This is a genomic window from Pedobacter sp. PACM 27299, from assembly GCF_001412655.1.
In the GTDB taxonomy this organism is placed as follows: Bacteria; Bacteroidota; Bacteroidia; order Sphingobacteriales; family Sphingobacteriaceae; genus Pedobacter.
In genome coordinates this window covers 5,287,096-5,306,379 of record NZ_CP012996.1, presented here as the reverse complement: position 1 = coordinate 5,306,379, position 19,284 = coordinate 5,287,096, and the positions used below count along the sequence as shown (strand labels likewise).

3 protein-coding genes are annotated in these 19,284 nt (G+C 44.7%); all 3 read left to right on the top strand.

The annotated features are described in order from the left end of the window. The first annotated feature begins 39 nt into the window (after positions 1-39). The 3 genes from AQ505_RS22220 (at position 40) to AQ505_RS26520 (ending at position 19,267) form a co-directional block, all read left to right on the top strand. Positions 40-1,347, top strand: coding sequence for a DEAD/DEAH box helicase (locus tag AQ505_RS22220; RefSeq protein ID WP_062550194.1), 1,308 nt, complete (start codon positions 40-42; stop codon positions 1,345-1,347). Positions 1,348-1,397: 50 nt separating this feature from the next. Beyond that, on the top strand, positions 1,398-1,646 hold the full coding sequence (locus AQ505_RS22215; protein ID WP_062550193.1) for a DUF1456 family protein: 249 nt from the start codon (positions 1,398-1,400) through the stop codon (positions 1,644-1,646). Positions 1,647-2,098: 452 nt separating this feature from the next. Then, positions 2,099-19,267, top strand: coding sequence for a gliding motility-associated C-terminal domain-containing protein (locus AQ505_RS26520; RefSeq protein WP_062550192.1), 17,169 nt, complete (start codon positions 2,099-2,101; stop codon positions 19,265-19,267). Positions 19,268-19,284: the final 17 nt, after the last annotated feature.

Below are 19,284 nucleotides of genomic sequence, written 5' to 3'. Positions count from 1 at the left end.
ACAGTAATGGTTAAGGCTTAATTCCCTTATCTTTGTGCCATTATGGTAGAAAAGATACTGGAGAAATTAAAAATTACTTCTTTGAACGAGATGCAGCAGGCATCACTTGCGGCGACCGGAAAAGGAAGTGACGTGGTTTTATTGGCACCTACAGGTTCTGGTAAAACATTAGGCTTTTTGTTTCCTCTATTGAACAACCTCAATGCAGATGTAAAAGGAGTGCAGGCTTTAGTGCTGGTACCTTCTCGTGAACTTGCTTTACAAATTGAGCAGGTATTCAAGCAGATGGGAACTGGTTTTAAAGTGAACTGCTGTTACGGGGGGCACCCTGTTAAAACAGAACGAAATAATTTAGAACAACCACCGGCGGTATTAATTGGTACACCGGGAAGAATAGCGTATCATTTACGTCATGAAAATTTCGATGAATCTCCGATCCACACCTTAGTGTTAGACGAGTTCGATAAGGCACTGGAATTCGGTTTCCAACAGGATATGGCCTATATCATTGCAAAATTACTTTCTTTAAAACAAAGAATCCTGACCTCAGCTACAGCAATGGATCAGATTCCTGATTTTACAGGGGTAAAAAAACCGGTGGAAATTGATTTTCTGAAAGATGTAAAGGTAGCACCAGATTTAAAACTGAAAAAGGTGCTGACTACCGCAGCAGATAAATTGGACACCTTGTTTCAATTGATCTGTAAAATTGGAAATAAAACTACTTTGATTTTCTGTAACCATAGGGAAACAGTAGACAGAATCAGTGATTTGCTGATCGACAAAGATTTGGCACACGATATTTTCCACGGTGGCATGGAGCAGGATGAGCGTGAGCGTGCCTTGCTGAAATTTAGAAATGGAAGTATTAAAATCTTAATCACAACGGATCTGGCTTCACGCGGTCTGGATATTCCTGAGGTAGAATACATCATTCATTACCAATTGCCATATACAGAAGATGCGTTCTTGCACCGTAACGGACGTACTGCCCGTATGAATGCAAAAGGAACGGCCTACCTAGTGATTGCTGATGATGAGAAGTACCCATTTCTGAAAGCAGATATAGAGACGGAGAACCTGAAAGGTAGCTTTGCGCTGCCTAAAGACAGTCAGTGGCAAACTTTATACATCGCTGCAGGTAAAAAAGATAAGGTTAATAAAATTGACATCGTTGGTTTATTACTTAAAAAAGGTGGTCTTGAAAAAGATGATGTTGGACTGATTGAAGTGAAAGATACCGCTTCTTATGTGGCTGTAAAAAGAAACATGGTAGGGAGGGTACTGGCTGCTTTAAATAATGAAAAAATTAAAAACAAAAAGGTGAAGATTGAAGTAGCGATGTAAATCGTAATATTTAATTACTGATCTGAATTTAATACATAAAGTTCTAAATAATGAGCAATAACGATATTTTTAAAAAATTACGTGTAGCACTCGAGCTAACAAATGATGATATCATCAAAATAATGGAATTAGTGAACTTCAAAATCACGAAAAGTGAGCTTGGTTCCTTTTTCAGGAGCGATGACCACCCAAATTTTAAGCCATGTGGCGACCAGATTTTAAGAAACTTTTTAAATGGTCTGGTGATTTATAAAAGAGGTCCAAGAGTGACTGAACCTACTGAAAAACCAGCAAACTAGAAATTAATTTTTTTTATTAAGCCGCGTAGAAAATTACCTTTTTCTACGCGGCTTTTTTATGCGAAAAACCCAGTTAAAATGGGTTGATTGCGCGGTTAAGTTAGAATTTATAAAATTCCACAGATAGTTGATCAATTTATAATTTAAATCTTTCTTGTTTAAGATATAATTATAGACTTAGATATTGCTGAGAGAAAAGATAAAATTTTGTATATTGTAACTGACAACTAGGGAATTAACGCCTTTAAAGAAGTAGGTGTAATTACCTAACGTGGAACGTGGATTGTAAAGGCTTCAATGAATGTTGTCAATAACGTAGAATACCTTTACTTATTATATCCATCCTTATGATTACAAAATTACCTCTCAATTCGGCTTCTGCCCGAGGATCTTCTGTATCCAAATTTCTAGAAACAACATTTTCGTTGATTTTACCATTCTTCGCTAATCAAATGAAATTTTTGGTCTGTTTGCTACTGCTGATTGTTTTCGGCCAGCAGGCAAATGCTCAGTTTACAATTACGGAAAATTTTAAAGGTAATTCTACGGGTAATATCACCATTGGCGGTAATGCTAAACTGACTTCAGGAAAGGAAGATCCGGTAGGTAGTGGTTGGCTGCGACTGACACCAGATTCTACAAATAAACTTGGATATGGTTATGTAAATCAATCCTTTCCTTCCACATTAGGTGTTTTGGTCGATTTTGAATATACCGACTGGCGAAGAATCGTAGTGAATAATTCTCCTGCGGATGGATTTTCTGTATTTCTTTATGATGCCTCAAAAGCCAACTCTATAGGCGGAAGAGGGGGGTCATTAGGTTATGCACCAATCGTAGGAGGGGCAAATACAAGTGCAGGAGTAGTGGGTGGTTATGTCGGTATTGGCTTGGATGAATATGGAAATTTCTCCAATCCCGGAGAAGGAAGAACAGGCGGGGTAGATGCTAATGCAGGTACATTATGGCCTGATAGGATTTCGATGAGAGGCTCCGAAGCAGAAAATTATAAATATTTGACCAGTGCAGTGATTGCAGGTGGAGTAGATTACCCTACTGCTGTAGCTACGAGACCAGATCCTACTGTATTTTATAGAAGGGTCCAAATAGAGATTATACCAATAACAACGGGAGTAAATATAGGCAAATACCAAATCACAGTAAAGCTAAAAACTACGCTAACTGGGAATTTTGCTACTATTTTGGGTCCTTATGTGATGACCACAGTGCCACCAGCAAATCTAAAGTTAGGTTTTGCTGGATCAACAGGTGGTTTTGTAAATAACCATGAGGTGAGGAATGTAATCATCACAACTCCAGGCGGGGTTAGGGTAGATAAAGCAGTCGATAAGGCAAGTGCGATTTCTGGTCAGGATGTAACCTATACTGTGAATGTAACCAACTCTACGCCAGCTGGAATTGCTAATTTGAAACTGGCAGATACCATAAGAAATTCAAACAACGCCATTCTTACATCAGCAGACTTTACCATTAATAGCATCAGTTTCAGTAACAATGGGAATGCAGGAAATACGGCTCCTGGTTATACCAATGGGACAGTAGTTGCAGGTGGAACCAATCCATTTAATGCTACTTTGAATATGGCTGCCAATACCACCAGTACTTTCACCATAAAAGGGACAATTAATAACGCATATAGCAATAGTATCCTGAAAAATTCCGTTGGGATAGATCCTTCACAAACCGGAATTACAGATACGGATTTAACAAATAACTATTATACGGTGTCAACAAATGTATTGAAACAAAATGCGGATGTAGCCATTTCAGGTGTAGTAGACAATAGCTGTTACGTTCCGGGAGGGAACACCTTTAATTATACGGTCACAAATCAGAGTTCAACTGCTACAGTTGGCCTAGTTACGGTGCGTTATATTGCTCCTGCTGGATTCACTGTAGTAGGTACTCCTTCAGGTACGGGATGGACGGTTAGCTTATCTGCTGGGGTTTATAGTTTCACCAGAGCACTGGCTGATCCATTGGCTCCAGGCTTTGCTTATCCTCCGATTACGTTAAAAGCTGTTGGCCCGACAACCGGAGGGCCATGGACAAATACGGCAACTGTAATATATGCACTGGATTCAGACCTTTCGAACAATACAGCGAATGTGCTTACTTATGCCATTCCAGCCGCACCAACTGCCGCTGCTGTTACTGTAAACTATTGTGTAGGAGCAACCGCAAGTCCATTAACAGCAACCGGTACAAACTTAAAATGGTATACCGTTCCTGTTGGAGGAACAGGAAGTGCAACTGCTCCAACGCCAAATACGACTATCGCGGGTACGACCATTTATTATGTAACTCAAAGTAATGGCAGTTGTGAAGGGCCTATGACCGCCATTAACGTGGTCGTTCAGCCTGTAATAACTGGAAATACCATTACTGCCAATCAGACCATTTGTTCTGGCATAGTCCCTGCTGTATTGCAGGGGGGAACACCAAACGGTGGATCAGGAACTTACACCTATGGATGGGAGCAAAGCATAAATGGCGGCGCATGGACCGCAGCATCTGGTACGAATAACCAGGCAAATTATACCCCTGCAGCATTAACTGCATCTACCGCTTATCGTAGAAATGTGACTGGCGGCGCCTGCTTAAATACTAGCAATGTGGTTACTGTGACAGTTCAGCCAGCCATCAGTTCAAATACGATTGTTCCTCCAGCTAGTCTGTCTCTTTGTGGGACAGGTGATCCTGGATTGATCACTGGTTCCGCAGCACTTGGAGGCACCGGAAACCCAGCTTATCAATGGCAATTCAGTACGGACAATGTGACTTATACTAATATTGCTTTAGCAACCGCAGTGAATTATGATCCGGGACCAATTACCGTTTCCACCTGGTATCGCCGCCTGGCTACATCAGGAGCTTGTACAGTAGCGAATATCAGTAACGTCATCAAGTTTACTGTAAATCCGGTATTAACTGCAGGTACAATCGGTGCAGCGCAAGCATTCTGCCAGAGTGGTACACCGGCTACGTTCAACGAATTAACACCTGCTGCCGGCGGAGATCAGATATATGCCTATCAATGGCAAAGCAGTACCACTAGTGCAACTACTGGTTTTGCTGACATTGCAGGTGCTACACAAATCAGTTATACTGCGAGCAGCCCAATTACACAAACTACTTATTACCGAAGAACAGTGATTTCAGCCGCTTCAGGCTGTAGTCCGGTGAGCAGTCCGGTAGTTGGCGTTACAGTAACTCCAGCCATTTCTGGAAACGTATTGACTACTCCAGTAGTAACTGCTTATTGCGGACCATCCGATCCTGGTATAATTACGGGTTCAATACCTTCTGGTGGCAGTGGAACTTATGTTTACAAATGGGAAAGCAGTATCGATGGTGGTAATACTTTCACCGTGGTAGGTGGCAATACTGTTAATTTAACTCCTGGGATTGTGTCTCAAAAGACGCTATTCCGGAGGACAGTGACTTCTGGTTCATGTACTTCTATCAGTATTCCAGTGATTATCAATATAGATCTTGCCCCTACCCCTTCGAATGCAGGGCCTACCCAACAGCAATGTGCTACAGACTTATTCCAACTGAACGGAAATGTACCGGTTTCAGGAATAGGCGTATGGTCAGTAGTGTCTGGACAAGCCGTGATTGCGAATGTTAATCAGGCAAATACAACGGCGACTGTCGTAAAAGGAAATACAGCAACACTAGCCTGGACCATCAGTGCCGGCGCTTGCCCGTCTTCAGTAAGTAACGTAACCCTGACAAATTTCAATAATCCAACCACTGCCAACGCAGGTCCGGATATCACTCAATATAATAGTGCTGCATTCACAATGAATGCTAATGTGCCAACGTCAGGAACCGGGGTGTGGACTGTTAAGGCAGGAAGCACTGCAACAATTGCCACACCAGCCGCAGCAAATACGCTGGTCACTATCGCGCCAGGAACCACGGCAACCTTAATCTGGACAGTAACTAACGGTACTTGTACCGCTTCTTCAGATGAAGTCGTGATCACCTATACCAGAAGTGCAGATATTAAAGTAACGAAATCGGTAGTGACTCCGGGGCCATTTGTTGCCGGACAACCGATTGTTTATCGCATTGTAGCTACCAATAATGGCCCAAGTGATGCTACTGGATTAAAACTACTAGACAATGTACCTGCTGATATCTCCGTATTGGCCATTAGTGCCAATGCCATGGGGACCGCTGCAATTACTCAGAATATTTCTTCCGGGAATGCCGTAAATATAACAGGTAACCTGGCTTTCGGTGCTGGTAACAGCATCACTATTGATGTGAACGGTACCGTTGCTGCCAATTACTCCGGTAACCTGGTAAATACAGCTACGGTGACTTCTCCAATTATTCCAGATCCGAATGGGGCAACTTCTACAGTAACCAGTCCGGTGGATAGAAAACCAGTACTGGTGATCGAGAAAGACGGCCCGGCAAATGTAATTGCAGGAGATGCCATCGCCTATAAAATTATTGTCAAAAATACAAGTACCAGTGATGCCATTGGTACTGCCATTAAAGACCTGATTCCTGCACAAATTAATAATGTGAACTGGACGGTTAGTAAAACCGGTACAGCAACCTTTACAGGGAACACCAGTAATACCGGAAATAACATCAGCTTTACAGCAACGATTCCTGCGGGTTCAACCAATACAGTAGTCATCAATGTGACTGGAACTGTATTGCCTTCTGCAACAGGAAGCTTCAGTAATACCGCAACCGCAACACCTGTAGAAAATGTGCCGCCAGTAAATTCCAATACGGTAGTCACTACAGTTTCCAGCAAATCTGGATTGGTGATGCTGAAAAACGGACCATCCAATGCGCAGGCAGGAACTGCAATTACTTATACCTTGAAAATTACAAATAACGGATTGAGTGATGCCTTAAATGCAAGTATCACCGATGCGATACCTGCCAGTATAAAAACCATAACCTGGAACGCAACAGTCCAAGGTACGGCAACCATTATCGGTCCAAATGCTGGTAGTGGAAATAACGCCATCAGTCTGAATGGAAATATACCAACAGGCGCAGCCAATGCAATTTTGGTAACGATCAATGGTATTGTTGATCCATCATTCAGCGGCAGAATTAGCAATACGGCTATCGCGACTCCTTCAGAAGTTGGAGGTACCCCATCAAGTTCTATCGTGGTTACTCAGGTGAGTCGTACACCAGTATTAACGATTACTAAAACAGGGGCAGCTACCTTAGTTGCCGGTCAGCAGGTCAGCTACGTGGTTACCGTAACCAATACTAGCACTGCGGATGCGCAAGCTTTAGTCATCACAGATGCAGTGCCTGCCGAACTGAGCAATGTGACCTGGAGCACCAGTACACAAGGAACAGCCTCAGTAATTGGGACAGGAAACGGAACCGCTAATGCAGTTAGCGTCACCGGAAATCTTCCAGCAGGAGCGGCCAATAAAATTGTGATCAATATCAGTGGAACCTTGAGTGCTGCTTTTTCAGGTACCTTGGCAAATACCGCAACAGCTACACCCGCAGAACCGGGAACGGTAGTGAAATCAGCAACTAGTACAGGTATTGCTACTAGACAGCCAGCCTTAAGTATTCTGAAAACGGGCCCGGCTACAATTACTGCTGGTAACCAGATTACCTATACGATAACTGTGGGCAACACCGGAGTTTCGGATGCGGTAGATTTAGTCATCGCAGATGTGGTGCCTGCCAGTATTAAAAATGTAACCTGGACTGCTGCGACTGGAGGAACAGCATTGATAGACAATGGGGCCACCGGAATTGGAAATAACCTTTCCCTAACCGGAGACATTCCAGCAGGAGCAGCCAATAAAATTACCCTGACTGTTAGAGGGACGGTCGACCCAGCCTTTAGCGGCAGTATTTTAAATACCGCTACGGCTACGCCTACAGAAAGTGCCGCAACACCAGTAAGCTCTTCAGTAACGACTACTGCAACGCGTACACCAGAATTGAGCATTACTAAAACCGGACCTGCCGCATTGGTGGCCGGGCAAAATATTACCTATACCATTACCGTAAATAACTTTAGTGCATCGGATGCGAAAGCATTGGTGATCACAGATCAGGTACCTGCAACTGTAGGAGGAGTAACCTGGTCGGCAATAGCAGGAGGTACCGCTTTAATAAATGGTACTGCTGCAGGAAGCGGAAACGCAATCAGCCTGAATGCAGACCTTCCGGCAGGTGCCAGCAATACCATTACCCTTACGGTGAAAGGTAAAGTCAATACATCATTTAACGGAACATTGAGCAATACCGCTACTGCTACTCCAGCCGAACCTGGAACGGTGGCTAAAACAGCAACAAGTACCAGCACCATTAGTAGAATACCGGTATTGGCCATACAAAAAACAGGTCCTGCAACGATTTCTGCGGGACAGCAAATCAACTATACTTTAACAATTGGCAATACTGGAACTGCAGATGCTTTAAATGCTACGATTGCAGATGCGATTCCAGCAGGAATTACCAATGTAAGTTGGACGGCAGTAGCCGATGCAGGAGGTACAGCAGTAATTATAGGTACTGCTTCGGGAAATACAAATGCCCTGACCTTTAATGCCAATATCCCTGCAGGAGTCACAAACGTGATCAGGGTAAATGTACAAGGAAATGTGAATTCAGCTGCAACAGGAAATTTAGTCAATACAGCTACGGTCACCCCATCAGAAGCAGGTGCTAACCCATCAAGCTCTACGGTGACCACTACTTTACAATCGGTTCCGGGAATTACCATTTCTAAATCTGGTCCTTCTCAGATCGCCGCCGGTCAAATAGTTACTTATACCCTGATTGCTGGCAATACTGGCCCTTCGAATGCAACTAACCTGAACATTACCGATGTCGTTCCAGTTCCATTAACCAACGTATCCTGGAGCGCAGTATCAGAAGGTAGCGCAGCAATTACTACAGGCGCAACTGGTACAGGCAGCAGTGTCACCGTTATTGGAAACATCGCTGCGGGTGCAGGGAATAGAATTCTGGTGACCATCACTGGTCTGGTGCCATCAAATACCACAGCCACTGCTTTCAGCAATGTGGCTAAAGCTAGTCCGTCGGAACCAGGTGTGCCTCCGGTAAATTCAAATACGATTACCACTACTATTAATAAAAAAGTGACCATCGCTGCCGTTAAATCTGCAACAGCAGTGCTTTCGGCAGGGGAGAACATCAGTTATACTTTAGAAGTAAAAAATACCGGTCCTAGTGATGCGCAGAACTTATTGATTGCAGATCAGCTGCCTGCCGGCATTACGAATGTCAACTGGACGACTACTGCTACAGGAATTGCATCAGTAATTTCTGGCGGAACAGGCTCAGGTAGTTCCCTGAGTATCCGTGCTAATATCCCAGCAGGGAACACTAATGTAATTCTGGTAACAGTGACCGGTAAAGTAGATCCTAATTTTACAGGAACACAATTGGTCAATACCTTCACCGTTGCTCCTTTAGAACCGGGAAATCCTACCGTAACTTCAAATACCACCACTACTCTCATCAATAAAACCGCAGACCTGCAGATTTCAAAAACAGGTCCCGCAGCAGCGATTGCAGGAAGAACGATCAGTTACACAATTACAGTGAACAATGCAGGGCCATCTAATTCCGCGAATGCGATTATTGTGGATCAGGTTCCTGTAGGAATTACAGGGGTAACCTGGACTGCCACAGCTCAAAATGGTGCAGTGATCAATTCTAACCCAGCCTCTGGGAATACAAATAACATCAACGTGCTGGCAGCTATTCCTGCGAATTCTGGAACGGTAACGATTATTGTAAGCGGAACAATTGATCCTGGTTTTACAGGAACGCTGTTGACAAATACCGCCACTGCAACTCCGGAAGCAGGTGTAACAGATCCAACGCCGGCAACAAGTACAGTGGTAACCGCGATTAGCCGATCTGCCAATGTAAGAATTACTAAATCTGGCCCGGCAAATATTACTGCCGGTCAGCCAATTACTTATACCTTAAGAATTGTGAATGATGGACCTAGCTTGGCTCCAGGTGTATTGATCAGAGATCTGCTTTCTTCTATTCAAAATACTCCTGTAACCAATGTAACCTGGACTGCTATAGCCACAACAGGAGCAGCATTAAACGGTGGAGCAGTAAACAATACGGTTACTGGAACCGGGGATGTAGCTTTTGCCGCAAATATACCTTCCAAAACAGGGGTAGTAGAAGTGACCATTAAGGGAACAGTGAGTCCGGCTGCTACGGGAGCCTTTATAAACACAGCCACTGCGCTATTCCCTCCGGGAAGTTCGGTTACAGATCCTGATCCAGGTTCTAATACGAGCGCTGTGACTACTGCCGTAACTGTGGAAACAAATTTAGCCGTATCGAAAAGCGGACCAAGCAAGATCAATATTGGCGATCCGATTACTTATACCATAGAAATTAAAAATAATGGATTGAGCGACATCACTGATGCGGCTATTACCGATGTGGTGCCTAATTCAGTGGCAGTGAGCAGCTGGACTGCAGTGGCATCAAATGGGGCGTCTATAGAAGGGGTACAGAATGGAACGGCTTCTGGTACGGGTAATGCCGTGATCACTTATGGTGATATCCCAGCTACGGTTGGAGGCAATCCATCTCTTATCCTCTTGACCATCCAGGGCATAGTGAAAACTACTGCCGAAGCGACCTTTACCAATACGGTAACTGTAGAAGCAAATGGCATCAAAGAAAGTGCGGTGGTGACTGCCTTAAACGCCTCTACTGATGTTTATATAGAGAAGAATGGACCGCAAAGTATTCTTGCAGGTGCTCCAATTACTTACCAGATCAAAGTAGGTAATGACGGTCCGATCAATGTGGCCGGTCTGAGCATCTCAGACGTGATTCCAGCAGTCATTCAAAATGTAAGCTGGACCGCTACTGCTTTCGGAACGGCAACGATAACCGGAGCAACCACTGGAACGACTAATGGCATCCAAACTACTGCCTCAATTGATGCAGACCCTGCCAATTATATTTTAATTAATGTTCAGGGTATAGTTGATCCAGCTACGAATCTGACTACCATTAATAATGTTGCAACCTTGACGCTTCCAGCAGGAGTGTCTGATTTTAACCTGGCCAATAATACCAGCACTGCTTCCACCACGGTGGCTTCAAAATCTGGATTATCGGTTCGTAAAATGGGACCAGCAGATGCAGTTGCCGGAGCTGAAATCAGCTACACGATTATCGTAGCGAATGCCGGTCCAAGTAATGCGGTAGGTACAGTAATTACTGATGCTGTTCCTGCAAATGTTAAAAATGTAACCTGGACCTCTAGTCAGATTGGAGCAGCCAGCATTACTGCAGGTGCAACAGGAACTGCAGGAGCAAATAACCTGGTTACGCTAACCGCGGATATTCCGGCAGGTGCAGGAAATGAGGTGGCCATTGTGGTCAAAGGAACAATCGACCCTAGCTTTCAAGGTACGCTGCTAAACAATGCAGTAGCAACACCTGCAGAGCCTGGCAATCCTCCGGTAACCTCCCAAAATGTAACGACTAACGTCACGAATAAATCAGCATTGAGTATCGTCAAAACCGGGCCATCAAGTGTCGCTGCAGGAACAACAATTCAATACCAGTTATTAGTAAGCAATGCCGGGCCAAGTAATGCAGTAGGCATGGTCATCACTGATCAGATTCCTGCAGGCTTGACTAATGTGCGCTGGACTACGGCAGCTACTACTGGTGCAGTAGTAACTGCAGGTGCAACAGGAAATGTAAATCCGGTATCACTGACTGCTAATTTCTTAGCAGGCTCAGGAAATCTGATAGTTACGATCCTGGCAGATGTTCCGGCAAACAGCCAGTTGTCTACGGTAAGCAATACGGCCTCAATAGCACCCGCAATTCCTGATGTAAATAATCCACCGGTTACTTCTAATGAAGTGACTACTGGAATTGTAAAAGATGTGACCCTGAGCTTAACCAAATCAGGCCCTCCAACCTTAAATGCAGGAGAGAACATCACTTATACACTAGCCATTAAAAATACAGGTCCTTCAAATTCTATTGCAACAAGGTTAACAGATGCGGTTCCGGCAGACATCAAAAATGTGAGCTGGACGAGTACGGTAACTGGTGGCACTGCAATTACCAATGGAAGTACAGGATCTGGAAATAATATCGACTTAACGGCTGATATTCCATTGAACGGAACGATCCTGGTAAATGTGAAGGGTACAGTAGATCCTTTATTCACAGGAACACTTACCAATACTGCATTGTTGAGCCCGCAGGAACCAGGCGAACAGCCTGTAAATGCAGTGGCGGTTACAGAAGTCAGTAAATTAACGAATCTACAGATTGGTAAAAGTGCGGTCAATACCGCAGTTGCAGGCCAGGTGATGACTTACCAGATTAAGGTGATCAATAACGGACCGAGTACTGCACTAAATGCCTTGATTACGGATGCGATTCCGGTACCGCTGCAAAACGTAAGCTGGACAGCAACTGGACTGGGAGCTGCAGTGATTACAGAAGGGGCACAGGGAACAGGCAACACTTTACGTGTGAAAGCCAACATTCCTGCAGGTCAGCAAAACGAAGTCGTGATTGAAGTAACCGGAACCATCCTGGCTTCTTATGCAGGTACGTTAAGTAACATCGCTACAGTAACTCCGGCAGATCCAGGGAATCCACCATTGGTCACCCCACCAGTAGAAACCGTGGTGACCAAACAGCCTGAAATCAATATCAGTAAAACAGGTTCGGCAACAGTTACAGCTGGCGGACAAATCAGTTATACCATTGAAGCGAATAATACAGGATTAAGTGATGCCAGTAATCTGGTCATTTCAGATGCAGTAAATTCAAATATTAAAAATGTAAGCTGGACCAGCAGTATCGTTGGTGGCAGCAGCATCATCAGCGGTAATCAGGGCACTGGAAATGCAGTACTGGTTAAAGGAAATATCCCAGCTGGTGCGGCTAATAAAATAACGATTACCATCACAGGTACAGTGGACCAGGCATTTGCAGGGACATTGAGCAATTCGGCAACTGCTACACCTGAAGAACCAGGAGTTCCACCAGTGGTAACGCCGCCAGTGGAAACGGTAGTGAACCAGGTGCCGGTAATTGTAGTCAATAAAACAGGCCCTGCATCAGCTACTGCCGGTGGTACCATCACTTATGTAGTAGAAGTAAGTAATACTGGTTTGAGTAATGCGAAAAACCTAAACATAACCGATCAGATTGATCCGGCAATTACCGGGGTCGCCTGGACGGCTAGTACAGCAGGAACCAGTACCATCAATGGTGCAGTATCTGGTACTGGAAATGTAGTGCTGAACGCAAATATCCCTGCTGGTGCAGCGAATAAGATCAGCATCAGTATTACTGGAACGATCAATCCGGCAGCGCAAGGTAAATTGGTCAATATGGCCATTGCAACGCCTGCAGAACCAGGTATTGTTCCTGTAAATAGTAACCCTGTAGAAACCAATATCGATCAGAAACCAATTGTAGTGATCACTAAAACCGGACAGCCTACAGCTACGGCAGGAGCAGAGGTAACTTATATAATTACTGCGGTAAACAACGGATTGAGTAATGCTTCCGGAGTAACCATAGTGGATGATGTGCCTGCTGCATTGCAGAATGTAAGTTGGACCTCAGTTGCAGGAGGAACAGCATCGATTCTTAGCGGTGGTACAGGAACAGGTAACTTCCTGGTACTAACCGCGAATATTCCGGCAGGTAATGTCAGCAATAAAATCACAATTACTTTAAAAGGAACAGTGAACCCTGCTTTCTCCGGAACACTGGAAAATGCGGCCTCTATTGCAGTACCATTAATTAATTTCCCTAATGTAATTACACCGCCAGTACAAACGGCAGTAGATGCCAAACCAGGAATTACACTGGTTAAAACAGGTCCTGCTGCGGTCATCTCCGGATCAGAAATTACTTATACAATTGTTGCAGGAAATACTGGATTGAGTAATGCAGCCGGACTGACCATTACAGATGCAATACCTGCATTGCTGAGCAATGTAAGCTGGACAAGTGCGGCTTCCGGAACTGCGGTAATCAATACTGGTGCCAGCGGTACAGGAAACGTCTTGATTTTAAAAGGGGATATTCCTACAGGAACAAATAACCTGATTACCATTACGGTAAAAGGAACAGTTGATCCTTCGTACAATGGCAACATAAGCAATACTGCAGTGGCTACCCCAGCAGAGCCGAATACGGTTCCCGTAAATGCTTCAACTACGGCCATTGTCAGCAAGACGCCAGTATTGGCCATTGCGAAAAACGGACCTAATACAATTGCTGCAGGTCAGGAGATCATTTATACGCTGAGTATCAGCAATACTGGAAAAGCCAATGCCAACAATGCCACTATCACGGATGCCATCCCTGCAAATATTACAGGGGTTAGCTGGACCGCAGTGGCACAAGGAGCGGCAAGTATTGTGAGCGGTGCAACAGGAAATACGAATAACTTATCTATGAATGTACATGTTCCTGCAGGTGCAGCCAATATGATACTGGTCACGATTAAAGGAACGGTCAACCCGGCTGCAACAGCAGACCTGGTTAATAAAGCAACGATTACACCTTCAGAAAGCGGAACGCTTCCTGCAAGTTCAACAGTAACGACTACTTTAAAATCTGCATCCTCAGTGAGTCTGATTAAAACAGGTCCTTCACAAATTTCAGCAGGTCAGACGGTTACTTATACCTTGCTGGCAGGAAATAATGGTCCTTCGGATGCACGTAACCTGAGCATTACTGATGCAGTGCCAGCAGGCTTGACGGGCGTAACCTGGTCGGTGGCCACACAAGGAACAGCTTCAGTATTAACAGGCGCAAATGGTACAGGTAACAATGTACTGCTAACCGCTGATATTCCTGCAGGTGCCGCGAATGCGATTTTAGTAACCATTAACGGAAAAGTGCCAGCTTCGGCGGCGGCAGGTTCGCTCACAAATGTGGCTACTGCTACACCGTCGGAACCAGGTAATCCTCCGGTAACTTCAAATACCATTACCACTACAGTAGACCATAAGGTCAGTATCAGAGCCCTGAAATCTGCAGTAACCTCGGTTGCTGCCGGTGAAAACATCAACTATACCCTACAGGTTTATAATGATGGCCCAGGCGATGCCCTTAACCTGGCAATCAGTGATGTGGTTCCTGCAGGAATTACCAATGTAAGCTGGACTACCAATGCTGCTGGTACCGCAAGCATAGCTGCAAATGGTACGGGAAATGGAAATACAGTGAACCCAAGTGTGAACATTCCAGCAGGTGCAGGTAATTCAATAACTGTGTTGATTACAGGATTGGTAGACCCAGGTTATACCGGTGCAACACTGAAAAATAGCTTTATCGCTACCCCTGCAGAACCTGGAAATCCACCAGTACCTTCTGAAGAAGTAACCACAAGTGTGGTTAAAACTGCAGATCTGCAAATCACTAAAACAGGACCTGCCGCAGTTGTTGCAGGTTCAGACATCAGTTATACGATTAATGTGAAAAATGCAGGTCCAAGTAATGTGACTGCTGCAACGATTACCGACAATCTTCCAGTTGGTTTTACAGTACTGAACTGGACGGCGACCAGCCAAAATGGCGCGGTCATCAGTGGCCCAGCCAATGGAATTGGCAATGTAAGTGTAACCGCAGCAATCCCAGCCGGAACGGCAAACGTACAGATTGTGGTCAATGGAAAAGTGAATGCAAACTTTGCAGGAACCAGTCTGATCAATACCGCAACAGCAACGCCGGAAGCTGGAGTAACAGACCCAACACCAGGAAGCAGTACCGTAACAACTTCCATCAGTAAAATAGCAAATGTGAGAATCAGTAAATCAGGTCCTGCCGATATTGGAGTTGGAGAAATGATGACTTACAACTTACGCATCGTAAATGATGGTCCAAGTGATGCGATTGGCGTGCTGATCAATGATGTGATTCCGCCGAATCTGGAAGCTGGAGCAACCTGGACAAGTACACTTCAAGGTGGAGCAACGCTGAGCCAGGCTTCAGGAACAGGAGACCTTAGCCTCACTGGAAGTATTCCTTCAGGAACAGGTATCATCGAAATCAGTATCATCGGAAAAGTAAAAGCAAATAATTTAGATAAAACAGTGTTCACGAATACGGCAACCGCTAATTTCCCTTCGGGCAGCCTGATCATTGATCCAGACCTGAGTTCAAATACAAGTACGGTACCAACGATCATTAACAATGATCCGGTACTGAAAGTCTCGAAAAGCGGTCCGGCAACAGTAAATATTGGCGATCCAATTCAATATACAATTGTAGTTAGAAACGGTGGTGCAGGAGATATTTTAAATGCAATGATATCCGATCCGGTGCCTGCTGATGTAGCTGTAACGAGCTGGAGTGCTACGGTTACAGGTGGAGCAACACTAAATGGAGCAAGCTCAGGTACGACCAATTCGATCGTGACTTCCGCAAATATTCCTGCCGATGGCAATGTGAATACTACGGTGCTGATTACCGTAACGGGAACCGTAAAGACTACAGCCAATGCCGTGTTTACAAATACGGTTACTGTAACTGCCAACGGAGAACGCACAAGTTCTGTAGTGACTGCCGTGAATCAGTCAACAGATGTTAAGATCGAAAAATCTGGTCCACAGGCAGTGATCTCCGGGTCTGCAATTACGTATACCATTAAAGTAACGAATCAGGGACCAAGAGATGTAGTCGGATTGACCATCAAAGACAATGTTCCATTGCAAATCGGACAACTCAGCTGGACGGCACAAGCGGTGGGTAATGCCAGTGTGAATGGACCAACAACAGGTACCACGAATGCAGTATCAGTAAATGCGGATGTGCCAGTTGGTGCAGCTAATTATGTATTGATAACAGTGAATGGTACGGTGAACGCCAATGTACCTTCTGGAAATATCAGTAACATCGCTGCGGTAACTTTACCGGTAAATATGGTCGACTTTAACTTGGCGAACAATACCAGCGAAGTGAAAACAGTAATCAGTTCTGTTTCTGGATTAACAATCAGCAAAGCTGGTCCTCAGGATGGAATTTCCGGCTCCGCAATCACTTACACCATCAAAGTACGCAACAATGGATTGAGTAATGCAAGTCAGGCACAGATCATGGATGTAGTGCCGGCAGGTATTAAAGGGGTAAGCTGGACTGCTGCGGCAACAGGTAATGCAGTGATCAACTCCGGAGCCAGTGGAACAGGAAATACAGTAGCCGTAAATGCAGATGTTCCTGCAGGTGTAAACGCAGAGGTAACGATTACCATCAATGGTACAATCGATGCTGGTTTCAGTGGACCAATCCTCAACACAGCTACAGTAACGCCTTCAGAACCTGGTAATCCTCCAGTGACTTCCCCTCCGGTAACCACGAATGTCCTGAATAAATCGGCACTGAAAATCGTGAAAACAGGACCGAATAGCATTGAAGCTGGTAAAACGGTGAGTTATACACTGACGATTAATAACGCTGGTCCGGGTAATGCCCTAAATGCAGAGATTGCCGATGTGATCCCTGCTCAATTGACCAATGTAAGCTGGACAACAATTGTTTCAGGTGCTGCAGTCATCAATTCAGGTGCAACAGGACAAGGTAATAATGTACTAGTAACAGCAGATCTTCCAGCCGGAAATGGAACCGTTACTGTAAATATCAGCGGATTGGTTCCGGGAAGTACAGCAGTAGGAAATATCAGCAATACCGCTACAATTAAGCCATCAGAACCAGGTAATCCAACAGTTCCTTCTAATACAGTAACGACCGGTATTGTCAATAATGCAAGCTTAAGTCTGGTGAAAAGTGGGCCTGGTACTTTAAATTCAGGGGAAGCCATCAACTATACATTGACCATTAAAAATGACGGACCATCAGATGCCATAGGTGTTAAAGTTTCCGATGTAGTGGATCCTGCGGTAACGAATGTTGCCTGGACAACCAGTCTGATCAATGGATCGACCATCAGCTCAGGAGCTACGGGTAATGTGAATACAGTAGCACTAACAGCTAATGTTCCTGCAAATAGCAGCATCCTGGTCAACATCAGCGGTAAGGTAAATCCTACTTATGCCGGAACGCTGATTAATAAAGCCACATTAACGCCTGCAGATCCGAATAAACCAGTGATTAATGCACAAGTGAGTACAACGGTAACCAGCCTTTCGGCGCTTAAAATCACTAAAACAGGAGCTGCAACAGTGACTGCCGGTGGCCTGATGAATTACCAGATTACAGTAATCAACCACGGTCCGGGTACAGCACAAAATGCAGTCATCAGCGATGTGGTGCCTGCGCAATTAACCGGGGTAACCTGGACGGCTGTGACTAATGGAGCAGCAACCATCAGCAAAGGACTAACAGGAACAGGAAATGCGTTAAGCGTAACAGCAACGATTCCTGCAGGTGCCAGTGATGGTGTAGTGATCAATCTGAGCGGAAAAGTAGATGCCGCTTATCTGGGTACATTGAGTAATACAGCTACAGTAACGCCAATAGAACCGGGTAATCCGCCGGTAGTAACGCCGCCGGTAACCACGGTGACCGTTGCACAGCCATCAGTGACCATTAAGAAAACCGGTCCGGCTGCGATCACTGCAGGTGCAAATATTACCTATGTAATTGAAGTTGGAAATACAGGATTGAGTAATGCAAAAGGAACGTTGATCACCGATAACGTACCTGCAGATATTACCAATGTGAAATGGACAGCAACCACTGCTGGAACGGCCGCAGTAACCGCGGGTGCAACCGGAACAGGCAATGCGGTGGCAGTAACAGGAGATATCGCAACTGGTACCAATAATAAAATAACCATTACGGTAACTGGTACGGTGAATGCAGGTTTCGCAGGAACACTGAGTAATATCGCAACTGCAAAACCAATAGAACCGGGCATTCCGCCAGTAGTAACGCCACCAGCAGAAACTATAGTAACTAAAACGCCAATGCTGAGTATAAGTAAAACCGGTCCGGCACAACTGAAATCTGGTGAAACCATTACTTATGTGGTCACAGTAGTAAATCCTTCCCTAAGTAATGCGGATAATTTAACGATCACGGATTTAGTACCTTCAGCTATTCAAAATGTAAAATGGACATCAGAAGCAGTTGGTACTGGAAAGATTCTTTCCGGTGATACAGGTACAGGTAGTAATGTAACGCTGAAAGCAGATCTTCCGGCAGGAACAGCAAATAAAATTGTGCTGACAATTATAGGTACGGTATCGAAATCATTTACTGGACAACTGGAGAATACGGCAAGGGTGCTGTCTACTTCGGGAACTCCGGAAGTAAGTAGTAACACCGTATCCACAACTGTAGACAATGCCGATTTCATTATTCCGAATATCATTACGCCAAATGGTGATGGCAGCAATGATACTTTCAAAATCAAAGGACTGGAGAATTATCCGGGAACTCAGGTCACTATCTTTAACAGATGGGGAAATGAGGTGTACCGCTCCGACAACTATAACAACGATTGGAATGGTAGTCAGTTAAATGAGGGTACTTACTATTACCTGATTTTGAGAAGAGAGAAATCGGGTACGACAACACCGTTTAAAGGTTGGTTATTTATTAAAAGGTAGAACATTTTAAGCAGACG

Excerpts from the sequence above, each read along its gene's own strand:
- AQ505_RS22215 (WP_062550193.1), top strand. The coding sequence starts at position 1,398 with ATGAGCAATAACGATATTTTTAAAAAATTACGTGTAGCACTCGAGCTA.
- AQ505_RS26520 (WP_062550192.1), top strand. The coding sequence starts at position 2,099 with ATGAAATTTTTGGTCTGTTTGCTACTGCTGATTGTTTTCGGCCAGCAG.